Source organism: Shinella sp. JR1-6 (assembly GCF_004284735.1).
Lineage (GTDB): Bacteria > Pseudomonadota > Alphaproteobacteria > Rhizobiales > Rhizobiaceae > Shinella.
The window spans coordinates 445,748-461,248 of sequence record NZ_SHMI01000001.1; the positions used below are offsets into that span (position 1 = coordinate 445,748).

Annotated in this window: 13 protein-coding genes and 1 tRNA gene; 10 read left to right on the forward strand and 4 right to left on the reverse strand. The window is 63.9% G+C overall.

Annotation, left to right across the window (positions count from 1 at the left end; genetic code table 11):
• Window positions 1-285: 285 nt before the first annotated feature.
• The 6 genes from EXZ48_RS02070 (at window position 286) to EXZ48_RS34740 (ending at window position 5,244) form a co-directional block, all read left to right on the forward strand.
• Window positions 286-1,035, forward strand: coding sequence for a LuxR family transcriptional regulator (locus EXZ48_RS02070; protein ID WP_024270825.1), 750 nt, complete (start codon window positions 286-288; stop codon window positions 1,033-1,035).
• 225 nt (window positions 1,036-1,260) lie between these two features.
• Window positions 1,261-2,457, forward strand: a complete 1,197-nt coding sequence (gene mnmA, locus EXZ48_RS02075; RefSeq protein WP_023514316.1) for a tRNA 2-thiouridine(34) synthase MnmA — start codon at window positions 1,261-1,263, stop codon at window positions 2,455-2,457.
• Window positions 2,458-2,589: 132 nt separating this feature from the next.
• A tRNA-Met gene (locus tag EXZ48_RS02080) sits at window positions 2,590-2,666 on the forward strand.
• A 104-nt stretch (window positions 2,667-2,770) separates the two neighbouring features.
• Window positions 2,771-4,180, forward strand: coding sequence for an adenylate/guanylate cyclase domain-containing protein (locus tag EXZ48_RS02085; protein ID WP_130514144.1), 1,410 nt, complete (start codon window positions 2,771-2,773; stop codon window positions 4,178-4,180).
• A 148-nt stretch (window positions 4,181-4,328) separates the two neighbouring features.
• On the forward strand, window positions 4,329-4,973 hold the full coding sequence (locus EXZ48_RS02090) for a thermonuclease family protein (RefSeq protein ID WP_050744057.1): 645 nt from the start codon (window positions 4,329-4,331) through the stop codon (window positions 4,971-4,973).
• A gap of 109 nt (window positions 4,974-5,082) precedes the next feature.
• Entirely contained in the window at window positions 5,083-5,244 is a 162-nt protein-coding gene (locus EXZ48_RS34740; RefSeq protein WP_023514549.1) for a hypothetical protein, read from the forward strand.
• Window positions 5,245-5,307: 63 nt separating this feature from the next.
• Here the strand turns inward: EXZ48_RS34740 and EXZ48_RS02095 are convergent, their stop codons facing one another.
• Window positions 5,308-6,147 carry a fumarylacetoacetate hydrolase family protein gene (locus tag EXZ48_RS02095; RefSeq protein ID WP_023514548.1) on the reverse strand — a complete coding sequence of 280 codons (840 nt, stop codon included), beginning with the start codon at window positions 6,145-6,147 and terminating at the stop codon, window positions 5,308-5,310.
• A gap of 113 nt (window positions 6,148-6,260) precedes the next feature.
• Here EXZ48_RS02095 and EXZ48_RS02100 point away from each other — a divergent pair, with 113 nt between their 5' ends.
• Window positions 6,261-6,935: a GntR family transcriptional regulator gene (locus EXZ48_RS02100; protein ID WP_130514145.1), complete on the forward strand. Its 675-nt coding sequence runs from the start codon at window positions 6,261-6,263 to the stop codon at window positions 6,933-6,935.
• A gap of 106 nt (window positions 6,936-7,041) precedes the next feature.
• Here the strand turns inward: EXZ48_RS02100 and EXZ48_RS02105 are convergent, their stop codons facing one another.
• Window positions 7,042-8,466 carry an efflux transporter outer membrane subunit gene (locus EXZ48_RS02105; RefSeq protein WP_023514546.1) on the reverse strand — a complete coding sequence of 475 codons (1,425 nt, stop codon included), beginning with the start codon at window positions 8,464-8,466 and terminating at the stop codon, window positions 7,042-7,044.
• A gap of 659 nt (window positions 8,467-9,125) precedes the next feature.
• Here EXZ48_RS02105 and EXZ48_RS02110 point away from each other — a divergent pair.
• A complete protein-coding gene (locus EXZ48_RS02110; protein WP_024270827.1) occupies window positions 9,126-9,344 on the forward strand; it encodes a hypothetical protein in 219 nt (72 codons plus the stop codon).
• Window positions 9,345-9,499: 155 nt separating this feature from the next.
• Window positions 9,500-11,056 (forward strand): VOC family protein, encoded by a 1,557-nt coding sequence (locus EXZ48_RS02115; protein ID WP_130514146.1) that lies wholly within the window; start codon window positions 9,500-9,502, stop codon window positions 11,054-11,056.
• Window positions 11,057-11,124: 68 nt separating this feature from the next.
• On the opposite strand, the gene EXZ48_RS02120 is transcribed toward EXZ48_RS02115, so the two are convergent.
• Window positions 11,125-11,682, reverse strand: a complete 558-nt coding sequence (locus EXZ48_RS02120; protein ID WP_130514147.1) for an NADPH-dependent FMN reductase — start codon at window positions 11,680-11,682, stop codon at window positions 11,125-11,127.
• A gap of 74 nt (window positions 11,683-11,756) precedes the next feature.
• The gene (locus tag EXZ48_RS02125) at window positions 11,757-12,710 is read right to left on the reverse strand and encodes a ring-cleaving dioxygenase (protein ID WP_023512654.1); all 954 of its coding nucleotides are present in this window, start codon (window positions 12,708-12,710) and stop codon (window positions 11,757-11,759) included.
• Window positions 12,711-13,074: 364 nt separating this feature from the next.
• On the opposite strand from EXZ48_RS02125, the gene EXZ48_RS02130 reads away from it, so the two are divergent.
• Complete coding sequence (locus EXZ48_RS02130) at window positions 13,075-15,396, forward strand: methyl-accepting chemotaxis protein (protein ID WP_130514148.1); 2,322 nt, start codon at window positions 13,075-13,077, stop codon at window positions 15,394-15,396.
• Window positions 15,397-15,501 lie beyond the last annotated feature (105 nt).

Below are 15,501 nucleotides of genomic sequence, written 5' to 3' on the forward strand. Positions count from 1 at the left end.
CACCGAGCCGGGCCTGCGCGGCATCCGCATGGGAGCCATGCAAATATTTCATTTCCCTTTTATTCAAACACTGCTAATACGCCCCCAAATTTAAGGGCGGCGTCGATGGATGCCACCGGAAGCCCTAGGCTGCATCATCATGAATTCCCTCCGCAAGCTGTTCCCCCCGGGATATGGCTTCCGCGGCGTTTTTCGTCGCCGCTTTTCTGAAGGGGTGCGCCTGAAGTTTTCCGAACCGAGAATGCACACGCTCCCGGCGTTCGCGCCGGCTGTTGGAAACGGAAAATGAAAGACCCAGACAACATGCTCCTGCAGCAGGGCTGGTCGCCTGAATTCTTGTCCACGGCCAATCTCGAATCCGTGCAGACCGAATATGAGGTGCTGCACCTCATGCGCCAGTGCGCCAACCATTTCGGCTTCAGTCATTTCCTGGTGTCGCGCTTTCCTGCCAACGAGCAGCAGCGCTTTGCCGAACGGCTGCTTGTCAGCAACTGGCCGGCCGATCTCGTGCGCAAATACGATGCGATGAACCTCTTCCATCTGAGCCGGCTGGCGATCGAGACGGGCATGACGAAGTTGCCCGTGCAGGGCGACAGCTCGCTGCTCGCCCCATCGGACTGGGAGAACGGCCAGGTGGGTGAGGCGATCGCGCTGGCCGAAAGCCACGGTCTTGCCGCCTCGACAGCCTTTCTCCTGCATTCCACGACATCCGACCCCTATCTGATGGCCTTTTCGGGCACGCAGGTCCCGCTCGCCCGCCGGGCGCTGACGGACCTGCATTTCGCCGCCCTCCAGCTTTTCGAGTGCCTTGAAAAGACCTTCGTGGCGGCAACGGCGAGTCGGGAGAAGCTGTCGAGCCGCGAGGTCGAGTGCCTGCGCTGGGCGGCCGCCGGCAAGAGCAGCGACGAGATTGCGATCATCCTCGGCATCTCGGCCTATACGGTGAGCAGCTACTTCAAGAGCGCGACGCGCAAGCTCAAGGCGGTCAACCGCATGCAGGCGATCGCCATCGCCCTGCGCCTGCGCCTCATCTGATATCCTGCGCACACGCGTCTGCCGGCGGGCCGGAAAGGCAGGGCCGGTGTGCGGCCGGGACGACGAGGTTTCCGGCCTTCTCTTGCCCTCGGTGCGGCAAGTTTCTATATGTCGCCCGAAAGACGCCGCGCCGGTCGCGGGGCGTCGCCCTTGCGTCAAGCAAACCCCAGTGAAAGGTGACCTGCGGCAAGCCTCCTGGCGCTGCAGTACCGGAACGGACCTCGCGTGAACAGTCTCGATTTCGATCGCAAGCCGGAAGATACCCGTGTCGTCGTCGCCATGTCGGGCGGCGTGGACAGCTCCGTCGTGGCCGGCATCCTGAAACGTGAAGGCTATGACGTGCTCGGCATCACGCTGCAGCTCTACGATCACGGTGCCGCCGTGCACCGCGCGGGCTCCTGCTGCGCGGGTCAGGACATCGACGATGCGCGCCGTGTCTGCGAAACGCTCGGCATTCCGCACTATGTGCTCGATTATGAAAAGCGCTTCCGCGAGACGGTGATCAATCCGTTCGCTGAAAGCTATATTGCCGGTGAAACGCCGATCCCCTGCGTCGCCTGCAACCAGACCGTCAAGTTCGCCGATCTCCTCATCACCGCCAAGGAGCTTGGCGCGGATGCGCTCGCGACCGGCCATTACATCCGCTCCCGGCCGAACCCGACGCCTGACGCGCCGCAGCGCCGTGCGCTCTATCGCCCGGTCGACGCCGAGCGCGACCAGAGCTACTTCCTGTTTGCCACGACTCAGGAGCAGATCGACTATCTGCGCTTTCCGCTTGGCCATCTCTCGAAGGCCGAAACGCGGGCGCTTGCCGAGGAGATGGGCCTCGTCGTCGCCAAGAAGGCCGACAGTCAGGACATCTGTTTCGTGCCGCAGGGCAAGTATTCGGACATCGTCAACAAGCTGAAGCCCAATGCGGCGCTTGCCGGCGACATCGTGCATATCGACGGCCGCGTGCTCGGCCGTCACGACGGCATCCTGCACTATACGATCGGCCAGCGGCGCGGCATCGGCATTGCGACGGGCGAGCCGCTCTATGTCGTCTATCTCGACGCGCGCTCGCGCCGTGTCATCGTGGGGCCCAAGGAAGCGCTGGAAACGCGCCGGCTTTATCTGCGCGACATCAACTGGATCGGCGACAGCGACGTGGAAGCCGTGGCGGCTGCCGGCTTCGATTGTTATGCCAAGGTGCGCTCGACGCGCCCGCCGCGTCCTGCCCGCCTTCTGTCTGGCCCCGGTGGCCTTTATGTGGAGCTTGCCGAAGGGGAACCGGGCGTGGCGCCCGGCCAGGCCTGCGCGCTCTATTCCGGCGAAGGCGAGGATGCCCGTATCCACGGCGGCGGTTTCATCCTGCGCTCCGAGCGGGAGCCGGCGGCCGAAGACGCACTCCGGCGCATTCTGTCCACCCCGGCCGCGGCCTGAACCCCCGCATTTGCCAAGGCCTTCGTGAACAAAGTGATTTTTGTGCGAACGTCGCTTGACACCCGCGGGAACAGCGCCTTATAAGCCGCGCACCGGACGGAAACAGACATCGTTCTGTTCCTCTTTTCGGGCGGCGGAGTAGCTCAGTAGGTTAGAGCAGAGGAATCATAATCCTTGTGTCGGGGGTTCGAATCCCTCCTCCGCTACCAGCCGGTTTTCCAGAAAAACTTCCTGTAGTCCACATGGCGACAAACGCCATGGCCTTTGCTTTGCGACACCTGTCTCTCGTGACGATATGGGTGTAGAATAGGGCATGAGTGAAGCCCGGACTTTATTCGAGGTTCTGCGCCAGTCGGTGACGCCTGGGGTTGTCGATGCACTCGAACGGCTCGTTCGGGATGCGCCGGATCGCAAGCTTTGCCGTGTCAATGCACTCGCCTTTGCCTCAGCCGAGGGGCTTGGCGAGGAAGATGTGATTGCGGGTTTCATGCAGGCCACCCGGCTCGGTATCTTCGATCTTTTCTGGAATGTCCTGTGCCCGGGATGCGGCGGGGTACTCGATGCCGGTACGTCGCTGAAGAGCGTGCAGAGCACGGAATACACCTGTGCGCTCTGCGCCGCCGGCTACGAACCGACGCTCGACGAGATGGTCGAGGTGACGTTCACGATCAGTCCTCGCGTGCGCCATATCGCCGCCCACAATCCGCATGAACTGCCACCGGGGGAATATTTTCGGCAGGTCTATTGGGGCTCGGGGCTCGACCTGCCGGACGAGGGCTACGACGAGAAGGTCGATGAATTCGTACTTGAGGCGTTGGAATTGCCGCCCGGCGAGAAGGCGGTCATCTCGCTGCAGCTGCCGGCGGAGTTCGTCATCGTCTTCGAGCCCGTGACGCATGCGGCGCAATTCCTCGACGTCCGCGGGGAGCCGACGCGGGAGCGGCGCAACCTGACCCTGGTCTTCGATCGCACACATCGCCACAACGAGACACTGGTGCTGCAACCGGGGCCCTTGCGCATCCAGATGGAGAACCATGTCGATGTGCGCACACTGCCGTCTGTCTGCGTCGCCAATGAGGCGCTGCATACCTTGCTCGGCCAGCGCCGTCCCTTCCTCACGGCCAAGCGCCTGCTCTCCAACCAGACGTTTCGCGACCTCTACCGCACCGATACGCTGGACATCGACCAGCGGCTGAAGATCACCAGTCTCACCTTTCTGTTCACCGACCTGCGCGGCTCGACGGAACTGTATGAGCGGGTCGGCGATCTCGCGGCCTTTGATCTCGTGAGGACGCATTTCAAGGTTCTCAGCGAGATCGTCGCTGCCGAGGCCGGTGCGGTCGTCAAGACCATCGGCGATGCCGTCATGGCGACCTTTCCGACGCCGGACCGGGCGGTGGCGGCGGCCATGCGCATCCGCGATGCCATGCGTGCCCTGAACGATGCGCGCGGCAGCGAGGACCTGCTGCTGAAGATCGGCATTCACGAAGGGCCATGCATTGCGGTCAATCTCAACGAGCGGCAGGACTATTTCGGCCAGACGGTCAACATCGCCTCGCGTGTCCAGCATCTTGCCACCTCGCTGGAAATCTTCGCCACCGGCTCGGTGCTGCGGGACGCCCGCGCCTCCAGCCTGCTGTCGGATCGCGGCGTGAGCCCCGTCGCACACAACGTCACCCTGCGGGGCATTGCCAGCGAGATCAGCATCTTTGCCATTCCCTGATGCCGGCGTCTCGTTGCCAGCCGCTATTCCCGACCCCCGCGTCCAATACGACCCGGTAAGCTCCAGCGAGCCGAAAGGCGTTGGCCGGTGCAGTCTGGTAACCATATCTTCAAGAGATCGTCGCACTGTCTCGCGCAGGAGACAGGTGATGGCGAAGACGGCTGGCAGGCGGAAGAAACGGGCGGGAACCAAGCGGGCGGCACCGGCGCGGCGCGGCGGCGGCATGGCGCATTGGTACCTGCTGGGCGCGGCGGTGGTCGGCGGCATTCTCTATATGGACAACCGCCTGCCGGGCCCCGAAACGCTGGCGACAGGGATCAAGACAGCCTCTGTCGAGCGCAAGCAAAAGGTGGTCGAGCGCGAGGCTGTGCTGGCGCGCCCGAAGCAGCGGCCGGTCGAAAAGGCCGTGGAGCAGGCCCTGCCGATGCCGGAGAAACTGCCGGCCTTTTCGGGCAAATGGTTCATCTGCACGACGCAGACGGATTACTGCGTGCTCGATGGTAACACGATCCTCTATGCCGGCCGCAAGGTGCGGCTCGCCGATGTCGATACGCCGGCGATCGCTGGCGCGCGCTGCGATGCGGAGCGCCTGCGTGGGGGGGATGCGAAGCTTCGCTTGCGCGAAATCCTCAACGAGGGGGACGTCACGCTGGTGGCGAAAGGCGGGACGTCCGGAAAGGCCGGCGCAGCGCCACATCTCGTGCTGCGGGGCGGCCAGTCGGTCGGCCAGCGGCTGGTCGGGGAGGGGCTGGCGAGGCCATGGACGGGCAGGCACCAATCCTGGTGCGGTTGACGGATTCGTCCTTGCGCAACCTGTACCTTTCCGGCACAAGCCAGACGCAAGCCTGCGTCCCTATGCTTTCCGTTAACCGGGATGGTGCCGGCTGGAAAGGGACAATGACATGTCTAACGACCTTGAGCGCTACAGCGATCCGGACAATGCAACGGTCGCGCTCTTCCTCCTCGAAAATGATGTCGACGAGCTGACGGACATTCTTGTGGCCGCGCTGGATGAAGCTTTCCGCATTCTCGGGGATGAGGCCTCGCCTGCAACGGTGCACTGATCGCTGACACGAAAGAGGGGCCCTTGAGGCCCCTCTCGCTTTTTCAGCCATGCGATAAAGGGCTTATCCCGCAGCGACGACCTGACGCTGCACGCCGAGGCCGGCAATGGAGACTTCCATGCGGTCGCCGGGCTTCAGGTAACGCGGCGGCTTCATGCCCATGCCGACGCCGGGCGGTGTGCCCGTGGTGATGACGTCGCCGGGTTCCAGCGCCATGAACTGCGAGATGTAGTGCACCAGGAAGGGCACCTTGAAGACCATGGTGCTCGAGGATCCGTTCTGGACGCGTTCGCCGTTGACGCTGAGCGTCATGGCGAGGTCGGCCGTATCCACTTCGTCCGTCGTGACCAGCCAGGGGCCGATCGGGCCGAAGGTCGGGCAACCCTTGCCCTTGGTCCACTGGCCGCCGCGCTCGAGCTGGTAGGCGCGCTCGGAAATGTCGTTGCAGACGCAATAGCCGGCGACATAGTTGAGGGCATCGGCCTCCGAGACGTAGGAGGCACGCTCACCGATGACGACGGCAAGCTCGACTTCCCAGTCGGTCTTTTCCGAACCGCGCGGGATGAGGATGGTGTCGTCAGGACCGACGACGCAGGAGGGGGCCTTGTTGAAGAGCACCGGCTCGCTCGGCACGGCCATGCCGCTCTCGGCTGCATGGTCGGCATAGTTGAGGCCGACGGCGATGAAGTTGCCGACGCGGCCCACGCAGGCGCCGAAGCGGCTGCCTTCCGGCGCGAGTGGCAGGCTCTTCGGATCGAGGGCGGCAAGGCGCTTCAGGCCTTCACGGCCAAGCACGTCGCCGGCAATATCCGGCACCACGCCGGAAAGGTCGCGGATCTTGCCGTCCGCGTCGATCAGTCCGGGCTTTTCCGCGCCCGCCGCGCCAAAGCGCACCAGTTTCATGAGAACCTCCGTTGGATGTCACCGATTTCGGTTGCGCGCACCATTCCCTTGGTTTTACATGAAGTCAATGATTTTCGAAAATCCTAAAGCTTTTATAAATTCGGCGGGATGAGATGGACCAGAAGAAGGCAGGCGGGCGCACCCTGGCGGGCGATGCCTACGAGGCGATCCGGCAGGCGATCCGCACGGGCGCGTTCAAGCCCGGCGACCGGTTGCGCTTTGCCGATCTCCAGGCGCTGTGCGACATGAGCGTGACGCCGGTGCGTGAGGCCCTGGCCCGGCTGACGGCGGAAGGGTTCACCGTGCTGGATGATCATCGCGGCTACAGCGTTGCGAGCCTCTCGCTGGCGGAGCTGCGCGACATCACGGCGACGCGGCAGCTTTGCGAGGGCGAGGCGCTCCGGCTTTCGGTGCTGCGGGGAGATGCCGACTGGGAGGGAAGGGTGATCGCGGCACACCATCTGATGGCACGCATTCCGCAGGCGCGCGAGGATATCCCCTCGGCGATGCGCGAGGACTGGGAGGCGCGCCATGCGGTCTTTCATGCCGCGCTCGTCTCGGCTTGCGGTTCCCCGAGCCTGCTGGAGATCTGCGACAAGCTGTTTTCACGCGCCGACCGGTATCGGCGGCTTTCCGTCAGTCTCGCCGGAGCCACGCGGGATGTGGCCGGGGAGCACCGGCGGCTGATGGAGCTTGCCCTTGCGCGGGACGCGGAAGGCGCCGCTGCGGCGCTGCGCGACCACTACGGCAGGACGGCCGCGGCGCTGGAGGGCTTTTTCACGCCCTAACGTTGCTTCTGCGCTTTCCCGAAAAAAGAACGGGAGCGGCAAGCCTTCGCCTGCCGCTCCCGTTTTGTCCGACACCGGGTATGCTACCCGGAAGCGCTGTTTCCGCTTATTTGCTGGCGACGGTTGCCGAGCCGATTTCCGCACCGCCGCCGATTGCCACGTTGAGGGCGACGAAGTCGCGGGCAAGCTGGCGGATCGCGGAAGCGAGCTGCAGGCGGGCCGTTGCGACGTTGCGCTCGGCGTCGAGCACGTCGAGGATGGTGCTTGCGCCGCCGCGATAGCTTTCGCGGGCAAGATTCAGCGTCTGTTCGTAGGAGTTCACGACCTTGCGCTGGGCAGCGACGGTCTGGCCGTCGCGAATCAGCGCGGCCTGCGCGTTCTCGACCTCTTCCACGGCGTTCAGCACGGTGGATTTCCAGGTCAGATACTGCTGCTCGGCTTCCGAGCGGGCAATCTTGACACGCGCCTTCAGCGAGCCGCCGTTGAAGATCGGCAGCGTCAGCGTCGGGCCGAAGGACCAGCTCGTCAGGTTGCCGGTGGCGGCGCTGGTGAAGTTGCGCGTCGCACCGATCGAGCCGCCGAGCTCGATGCTCGGATAGAGGTCGGCTTCGGCCACGCCGATCTGCGCCGTTGCCGCCTCCAGGCGGCGCTCGGCCGCGCGGATATCCGGACGGTTGCGGATGAGGTCTGCCGGAATGCCTGTGCGCGTCGCATACCGCGGCATCGGCTGTGCCGAGCCCTTGATCAGGCTGGACGTGATCGTGCTGGCCGGCAGACCGAGCAGGGTCGCGATGTGGTTTGCCGACTGGTGGAAGCCGGTCTCAAGCCCGGGAAGCTCGGCCAGCGTCTGGTTGACGAGGCCTTCTGCCTGCAGCACGTCGAGGCTGGAGGCGGCACCCGCTTCCTTGATCTCGTTGGTCAGCTTCAGTGTCTCGCGACGCGATTCCAGGTTCTTGCGGCTGAGTGCCAGCGCTTCCTGGTAGTAACGCGCATTGACGTAGCTCGACACGAGATCCGAGAGGTAGGCGAGGCGCGCAACGTTGACGTCGTCATAGGCGGCGTCGAGCGAGGCGTTCGCGGCTTCCTTCGAACGGCGGTACTGGCCGAAGAAATCGAGCAGCCAGGAGGCGCTCGCCCCGGCGGTCAACGATTTCGAGGAGGATGAATAGCCGCCCGAGGTGCGGCGCAGGTAGTCGCCGTCCTGGCCGCTAGCCGATGCTTCCGCCGAAGCGCCGATGCTGGGAAGCGCGCCGGCACCGGCCACGACGACATTCGCCTCTGCCGCCGTGATGCGCTCGAGGGCCTGCAGCACGCTGAGGTTTTCGGCCATACCCTGGTGGACGAGATCGTTGAGGCGCTTGTCGCGGAAGGATTCCCACCACGGATTGAGCGTCACGCTCTCGCCGCTCGTCGCCTTGCTTTCGGAAAACTTGGCCGGAAGGGCGGTCTCGGGCTTCTGATAGTCGGGGCCGACGACGCAGCCTGACAGGAGAAGCATGCTCAACGGAAAAAGCGTTCTGGTGAAATTCATGGGCCTACCCTGCCAGCGGTCGTGGCGTACTTATTAACAGAACAAAATCGCGATTCATTCTTTATTCATGTTTGGCGGCAAGATCGAGCCTCCCCCTAAAAAAAGAATGGTCCCACAGCGTTTTTTCCCCGCTTCCTTCAAGGGGTGTGTCCGCAGGGCAACGGGAAGCTTTGCCCCCGGTTTTCGGTTTTGCCCGCCAGGCGCAAGCGCATGGTTGTGCCTGCGCGATCTGGTTGCGTCACGGCTTTTCCCCGGAATGTTCGTCTTCGCGACATATTTTCCTGAAAAATGCTGCGGACGCGAAGATTATTTTGCGATTCGAATTGTCACACAAATTCCGCAGTAATTTATTCCAAATTTCTGCGGATTCCATTGACAAGGAAAGGAGGGGCGCTTATGTGTTGGAGCATCGCATGAAGACCGCATGCGTTTTATTCCGGTCACCTCTGACGCGTCCATTTTTGAGCGTCAGCGCCAGCAAGAGGGAGTGTGTCATGTACGATATCAACTGCATCGCCTCCGTGCGTGTGGCGTACTCCTGTCGTGAAACGATTACAGGGAAAGCGCATACGGCACTCCGCCGAATGTGATCTGACTTCCCTCCTCGATTTTAGCGCAAGATTTGAATGAGCTGTGTCTTCGGCGCGGCAGGAGTTGTTATGCAAAAGCAGGTTATCGAAATCGGTGGTGAGGCCGTCGGTGTTGTCGTTCCCGATGAGGATCGGCTGAAATTCGTGGCCGTCAAATATTCCGTTTGGGATCTGGATTCCCAGCGTTTCTCCTCGGCTGACGAGGTGCGCGCGGCAATCCGTCGTCTTCTCAACGATCCGTCCGCTTCTACGCGGGCGATGTCGCCGGCCCGTATCGCGGCCGCCTGAACCCAATCCAGATGATCCGGTGTCCCTGGCACCGGGATCCACCGGCCCCGCCCGCCAGCGGGGCCGGTTTCGTTTTGTGGACAGTGCATTCACCGGGCAGCGGCTGGCGCGGGATGCCGAATGCTGATTGTGTAGCCTTCGAAAGGAGGTGCCTCATGGTCAGCGGCATCCATCACATCACGGCGATTACCCGGAAGATCCAGGCGAACGTCGATTTCTACGTGGGCTTCCTCGGCCTGCGCCTCGTCAAGCGTACGGCGGGTTACGAGGACGCCGATCAGCTTCATCTCATCTATGGCGACGCGGCGGCCAGCCCCGGCTCGCTGGTCACCTTTCTTGCCTGGGAGGATGGCTCGCCCGGTCGCGTCGGTCTCGGCCAGCCTGCGGAGATCGCCCTCTCCATCAAGCCGGAGGCGATCGGCTTCTGGCTGACGCGCGCGCTGACGCAGAACATCGCGATGAGCGGCCCGGCGCAGGAGTTCGGCGAGCCGGTGCTGCGGCTGAAGGACCCGGACGGTATCATCGTCAAGCTCGTCGGTGAAGCGGGTGTGGACGGCCCGGCGCCGCATGTCACGAAGGACATTGCGGCCGCCGATGCCATCCAGCGCATCCGCGGCGCGACAATCTTTTCCGAGAAGCCGACCGAGACCGCGGCCTTCATTGCCGGTCATTTCGGGTATCGGGAGGTGGCGGTAGCGAATGGCATCACCCGTCTCGCCGGCGATGTGGCCGACGTACTCGACATCCGCGACGCGAGCGGCTTCTGGACGTCCGCGCCCGGCACCGGGACGATCGACCATGTCGCACTGCGCGCGCCGGACCGCGCCGCGGTAGAGGCCGTCGCTGCTCGACTCGCCACCGAAGAGGCGGATGAGACCAACATGCACGACCGGAAGTACTTCTACTCGCTTTATGTGCGTGAACCCGGTGGTGCACTGCTCGAATACGCGACCGATGGTCCCGGCATGACAGTGGATGAACCGCTGGAGGCGCTCGGGGAGAAACTGTTCGTGCCGAAGCATTTTCGCGCTGACCCGGAGGATGTGCGGGCGCGGCTTCCACAGTTCTCCCTGCCGGGAGAGGAACGCATGACCGAGCGGGACCTGCCCTTCATCCACCGGGTGCATCGGCCGGAAAATCCTGATGGCACCGCTGTCGTGCTCCTTCACGGCACCGGCGGCAACGAGGCGAGCCTTCTGCCTTTCGGAACGAAGCTCGCGCCCAATGCCGTGCTGCTCAGTCCGCGCGGCCGCAGTGTCGACGAAGGCTATCCGCGGTTCTTCCGCCGGCTGACCGCCGTCACCTTCGATCAGAAGGACATTGCAGGGGAGGCGGAAGCCTTCGCGGCCTTCATGGAAGGGGCGAATGCGGCCTATGGGCTCGATCCGGAGAGAACGCTGTTCGTCGGCTATTCGAACGGTGCGAACATGATCGGCGCGATCATGCTGCTGCATCCCGGCATCATCCGCAACGCGGTGTTGTTGCGGGGCATGAACGTGCTGGAGACTGTGCCGGAAGCGGACCTTTCGGGGGTGAACGTGCTGATGATCACCGGTCAATCGGATCCTTACGGGATCTATGCCGGTGACCTGGAGGCACATCTGAGGGCGGCCGGCGCATCGGTCGAGAACCGGCTGCTTGCCGCAGGCCACGATATCGGCACGGCGGATATGGAGCTCGCCCGGGCCTATAGGGAACGCATACTCGGTTGACGCCGGGGCGAACGGAAAGGGGGCGCTTCCTGCGAAGCGCCCCCTTTTTTTGCCGTGGATCGGGTCCGTTACCGCGTGTATTCCGTCACGAAGGCAGAGAAGCCGGCGATGAAGTCGCCGAGTTTCTTTTCGGTCGCCTCGTCGGCGATGCGGCCGTCCTGAATGACGCTGCCGGCGCGCGAGACCAAAAGCTTGGCGCCGAACCAGGGCACGGTGCCGAGCGTGCGCATGACGGGAAGCCAAGCCTCCTGCGACAAAAGCGTTCCGAAATTGCCCGGCGAGGCGCCGGTGATGGCGAAGGGCTTGCCGCCGAAGACGCGGGCGATGTCGGTGGAGGGCCGGCTCATCCAGTCGATGGCGTTCTTGAAGACGCCCGGAATGCCGTTGTTGTATTCCGGCGTGAAGAGTATGACGCCATCGGCTGCCGCCACAAGCTCCTTCAGGCGCGTCACCGCTTCGGGAATGCCCGCTTCGGCCTCAAGGTCGCCGTCATAGAGGGGAATGCCATGGATCGAGCCTTCGGTGATCGCCACCCCTTCGGGCGCCATGGCGAGGGCAGCGCGCAGCAGCGCCGTGTTGTAGGAACCCTTGCGAAGGCTTCCCGAGATTGCCACCAGTTTCGTCATCCCGACTCTCCTTTCAAAACAAGGGCATAAAAAACCCCGGCGGACCGTTTGTCACGCCGGGGTTTTGTTGAAGCCTAGACGAGTGGCTTCAGCCGTGCCTCGATCTGCGCACGGCGCGGTTCAAGGAAGGGCGGCAGGGACAGGCTTTCGCCGAGCGTTTCAAGCGGCTCGTCCACGGCGAAGCCGGGACCGTCCGTGGCGATTTCGAACAGGATGCCGTTCGGCTCGCGGAAATAGAGCGAGCGGAAGTAGAAGCGCTCGACCTCGCCGCTGGAAGGCAGGCGGAAGCCGCGCAGGCGCTCCGTCCAGGCATGCAGCGCTTCCTCGTCCGGTGCGCGGAAGGCGACGTGGTGCACCGCGCCGGCGCCCTGGTGGGCGACCGGGAGATCCGGCTCCACGGCGACATGCAGCTCGGCTGCGGGGCCACCTTCGCCCATCGAGAAGACGTGCACGTCACCCGCACCGTCCGGATTGGGATAGGTCGCGGTCTCCTGCATGTTCATCACCTGGATCAGCACCGCTTCCGTGTTGCGGATATCCGGCACGCTCAGCGTGATCGGCCCAAGACCCTTGATCTGGTGTTCGGCCGGAACCGGACTCCGTTCCCAGGGGTTGGCGGGCGTGCCGGCATCGTCCACGACAAGGCGGAAGCGCTGTCCTTCGCCATCCTCGAAATCGAGGCTTGCGCGGCCGCCGACATCGCGGATCTCGCCGGCCTTGACCTTCAGCTCGCCGAAGCGGGCCTTCCACCATTCCAGCGTCGCAAGACTGGCGACGCGCAGGCCGGTGCGCGAGACGCTGTGTGTGCCGCGCCGCTCGTGGCCGACCGGCCAGTCGAAGAAGGTAAGATCCGTGCCGGGCGAGGCGAGACCGTCGGCGTAGAAGAGGTGGTAAGCGCTGGTATCGTCCTGGTTGACCGTCTTCTTGACGAGGCGCAGGCCGAGGACCTGCGTGTAGAAGCGCAGGTTCTCCGGCGCGTTCGCGGTGATTGCCGTCAGGTGGTGGATGCCCGTGAGCTGCAGGGTCATGACGAAGCTCCTTTCCCCGGATGTCCGGGATGGCTGTGCTGCCCCGCTTCGGGGCCTTGCGTTGAGGCGAATATCGCCCTTCGCAGGCACGGCCGGAAGATCGGGGCGGACGAACGGATCGTTCACTTTTCTTGAACGGCAAGGGCCTCCGCCGCGTCCACCGGCTATGGCTGGGACGCGTTTTCCACCCATTCTGTTCCACAACCGGTTGGTTCAAATTTTATCCATTCATAAACCAGCATGCGCTTACGCTGCCGGCCTGCGAAATGACTTCGTCCCTGTTTCGCCGCGTCTGCCGGCATGTTCCGCCATTCTTGTGATGACTGCCGCTGCGGATTTTCCCGCGCGGATGGGAGGAGACGTTATGCTGCCGAAGACTGCGACTGCCCGAAACATGTTCGCCATCGTGGCGGCTGGTGTTGCCACCACCGTTGCGACGGCGGGCGTTCTGCTCTTTCTGTCCTACCGCGCCGTGGAAGAGCGCTCCATTTCGGAAATGGTCAACGCGGCAGAGGCGAGCGCGGGCGAAGTGGAGACCTACTTCGCGCAGGTCAAGGCGCTGAGCTGGAACATGCGCTCGGCGCTCTACGCGATGAAGGCGACGAATGCCCCGAGCCGCGAGACGATGAACGGCATATTCGACCGTCTGATGGCCGACAATCCCTTCGCGCTCGGCGTCAGCACCGGCTGGGAGCCGGATGCCTTCGACGGCAAGGATGCGCAATACGTGAACCAGCCGGGACACGACGCCACGGGTCGCTACATTCCCTATTTCGTACGCAACGCGGGCAAGGTCGACATGGTCGCGCTCGTCGACTACGACAAGCCCGGCCCCGGCGACTATTATCAGGTGCCGAAGGCCACGGGCAAAGATCTCCTCACGGAGCCCTACAGCTATGTCATCGGCGACAAGAACGTGCTGATGACGTCCTTCATGGTGCCGCTCAGCTTCGACGGCGCCTTCAAGGGCGTTGCTGGCGTCGATATCGCGCTCGATGCGCTGGCTGCCGACATGGCGCAGTTGAAGCCGCTCGGCGAAGGTTATGTCGCATTGCTCAGCCAGGGCGGCAGCATCGTGAGCTATCCGGATGCGGCGGTTCTCGGCAACACGCTCGGCGATTCCGGTCTCGACACCGCGGCCTGGCAGGCGCTGATCGCCAATCCGGAAAAGGCCATGGAAATCATCGATGCCAACGGCCTCACCTCCATGGCGGTGGCCGTGCCGGTGCCGCTGGTGCCGGGCACGACCTGGTATACGGTGGTCGCGGTGCCGAAGTCGGTGCTCTTTGCCAATCTCTCCGCGCTTGCCGTCACCTCGATCATCGTGATTGCCATCGCGACCGGCCTGATGATCGCCATCGGCTGGTTGCTCGCCGCCCGCTTCCGCAAGCGTCTCGAAACCGTCATCGTCGCGACGAGCGAGATCGCGCATGGCCGCACGGATGTCGATCTCAGCGAATCCGAGCGTAAGGACGAGATCGGCGAAATGGCCCGCTCGCTTGCCGTGCTGCGGGATGCGACGCTTGCCAAGGTGCGGCTCGAGGGGGAAGCGGAGCAGAACCGTGCGCTTTCGGAAGATGAGCGCCGTCAGCGTGCCGAGGAGGCCGCCGAACGCGAGCGCCAGACGCGCATTGCCGTCGGTGCGCTTGCCGAAGGTCTCCACAAACTGGCCGATGGGGACATGACGCATCGCATCGAGCAAGCCTTTGCCGGTTCGCTCGACCAGGTCCGCCACGATTTCAACGCCTCGGTCGAAAAGCTGCAATCGGCGCTGCGCTCGGTCGGCAGCAACGCCAATGCCATCCAGGCCGGCTCGGCGGAAATCCGCTCGGCCTCCGACGATCTCGCCAAGCGGACCGAGCAGCAGGCTGCCTCCGTTGAGGAGACGGCTGCCGCGCTGGAGGAGATCACCACCTCGCTCAAGGACGCCACGAAGCGGGCCGAGGATGCCGGACAGCTCGTCGAGCGGACCCGCCTCGGTGCCGAAAAATCGGGTGAGGTGGTGCAGCGCGCTGTGAGCGCGATGAGCGGCATCGAGAATTCTTCGCGGGAGATTTCCAACATCATCGGCGTCATCGACGAGATCGCCTTCCAGACGAACCTTCTGGCGCTCAATGCCGGTGTCGAGGCGGCGCGGGCCGGGGAGGCGGGCAAGGGCTTTGCGGTCGTCGCACAGGAAGTGCGCGAACTGGCGCAGCGCTCGGCCAATGCCGCCAAGGAAATCAAGGCGCTGATCACCAAATCGGGCGAGCAGGTGAATCTCGGCGTGGCGTTGGTCGGCGAGACGGGATCGGCCCTGACGGAGATCGTCGATCAGGTGCAGGAGATCGACCAGAACGTCGCGGCCATCGTGCGGTCGGCGCGGGAGCAATCGACCGGCCTCAACGAGATCAGCGCCGCGGTGAACTCCATCGACCAGGGTACGCAGAAGAACGCGGCCATGGTGGAGGAGCAGACGGCGGCAAGCCACTCGCTTGCAACCGAGGCAGCCGCGCTCAACAGCCTGATCGCGCAGTTCCGCCTTGGCACCGGCGCGGCCGCTCGCCCGGTGATCGCCTCAGCTGCCGAGCATCGCCCGGCCACCTCCGGCGCGCGGGCGCTTGGCAACACGCTGGCCCGCGCCTTTGGCGGCGGTGGACAGGCGGCTGCGGCCAGTGCGGCGGCGCAGGATTGGGAAGAGTTCTGAGCCTTCCAACAGATCAATCTGAAAAGCGGCCCGTTCACCGGGCCGTTTTTTTGGACGAAAAAGGCGCACAACGTTTGTGCGCTGCACACAAATTGGCCATGCCGA

What these genes read in the sequence shown, in the direction of transcription:
- EXZ48_RS02105 (WP_023514546.1), bottom strand. Translation starts at nt 8,466, where the DNA reads ATGAATTTCACCAGAACGCTTTTTCCGTTGAGCATGCTTCTCCTGTCA.
- EXZ48_RS02120 (WP_130514147.1), bottom strand. Translation starts at nt 11,682, where the DNA reads ATGACGAAACTGGTGGCAATCTCGGGAAGCCTTCGCAAGGGTTCCTAC.
- EXZ48_RS02095 (WP_023514548.1), bottom strand. Translation starts at nt 6,147, where the DNA reads ATGAAACTGGTGCGCTTTGGCGCGGCGGGCGCGGAAAAGCCCGGACTG.
- EXZ48_RS02115 (WP_130514146.1), top strand. Translation starts at nt 9,500, where the DNA reads ATGGTCAGCGGCATCCATCACATCACGGCGATTACCCGGAAGATCCAG.
- EXZ48_RS02085 (WP_130514144.1), top strand. Translation starts at nt 2,771, where the DNA reads ATGAGTGAAGCCCGGACTTTATTCGAGGTTCTGCGCCAGTCGGTGACG.
- EXZ48_RS02100 (WP_130514145.1), top strand. Translation starts at nt 6,261, where the DNA reads ATGGACCAGAAGAAGGCAGGCGGGCGCACCCTGGCGGGCGATGCCTAC.
- EXZ48_RS02130 (WP_130514148.1), top strand. Translation starts at nt 13,075, where the DNA reads ATGCTGCCGAAGACTGCGACTGCCCGAAACATGTTCGCCATCGTGGCG.
- EXZ48_RS02110 (WP_024270827.1), top strand. Translation starts at nt 9,126, where the DNA reads ATGCAAAAGCAGGTTATCGAAATCGGTGGTGAGGCCGTCGGTGTTGTC.
- EXZ48_RS02090 (WP_050744057.1), top strand. Translation starts at nt 4,329, where the DNA reads ATGGCGAAGACGGCTGGCAGGCGGAAGAAACGGGCGGGAACCAAGCGG.
- EXZ48_RS02070 (WP_024270825.1), top strand. Translation starts at nt 286, where the DNA reads ATGAAAGACCCAGACAACATGCTCCTGCAGCAGGGCTGGTCGCCTGAA.
- EXZ48_RS02125 (WP_023512654.1), bottom strand. Translation starts at nt 12,710, where the DNA reads ATGACCCTGCAGCTCACGGGCATCCACCACCTGACGGCAATCACCGCG.
- EXZ48_RS34740 (WP_023514549.1), top strand. Translation starts at nt 5,083, where the DNA reads ATGTCTAACGACCTTGAGCGCTACAGCGATCCGGACAATGCAACGGTC.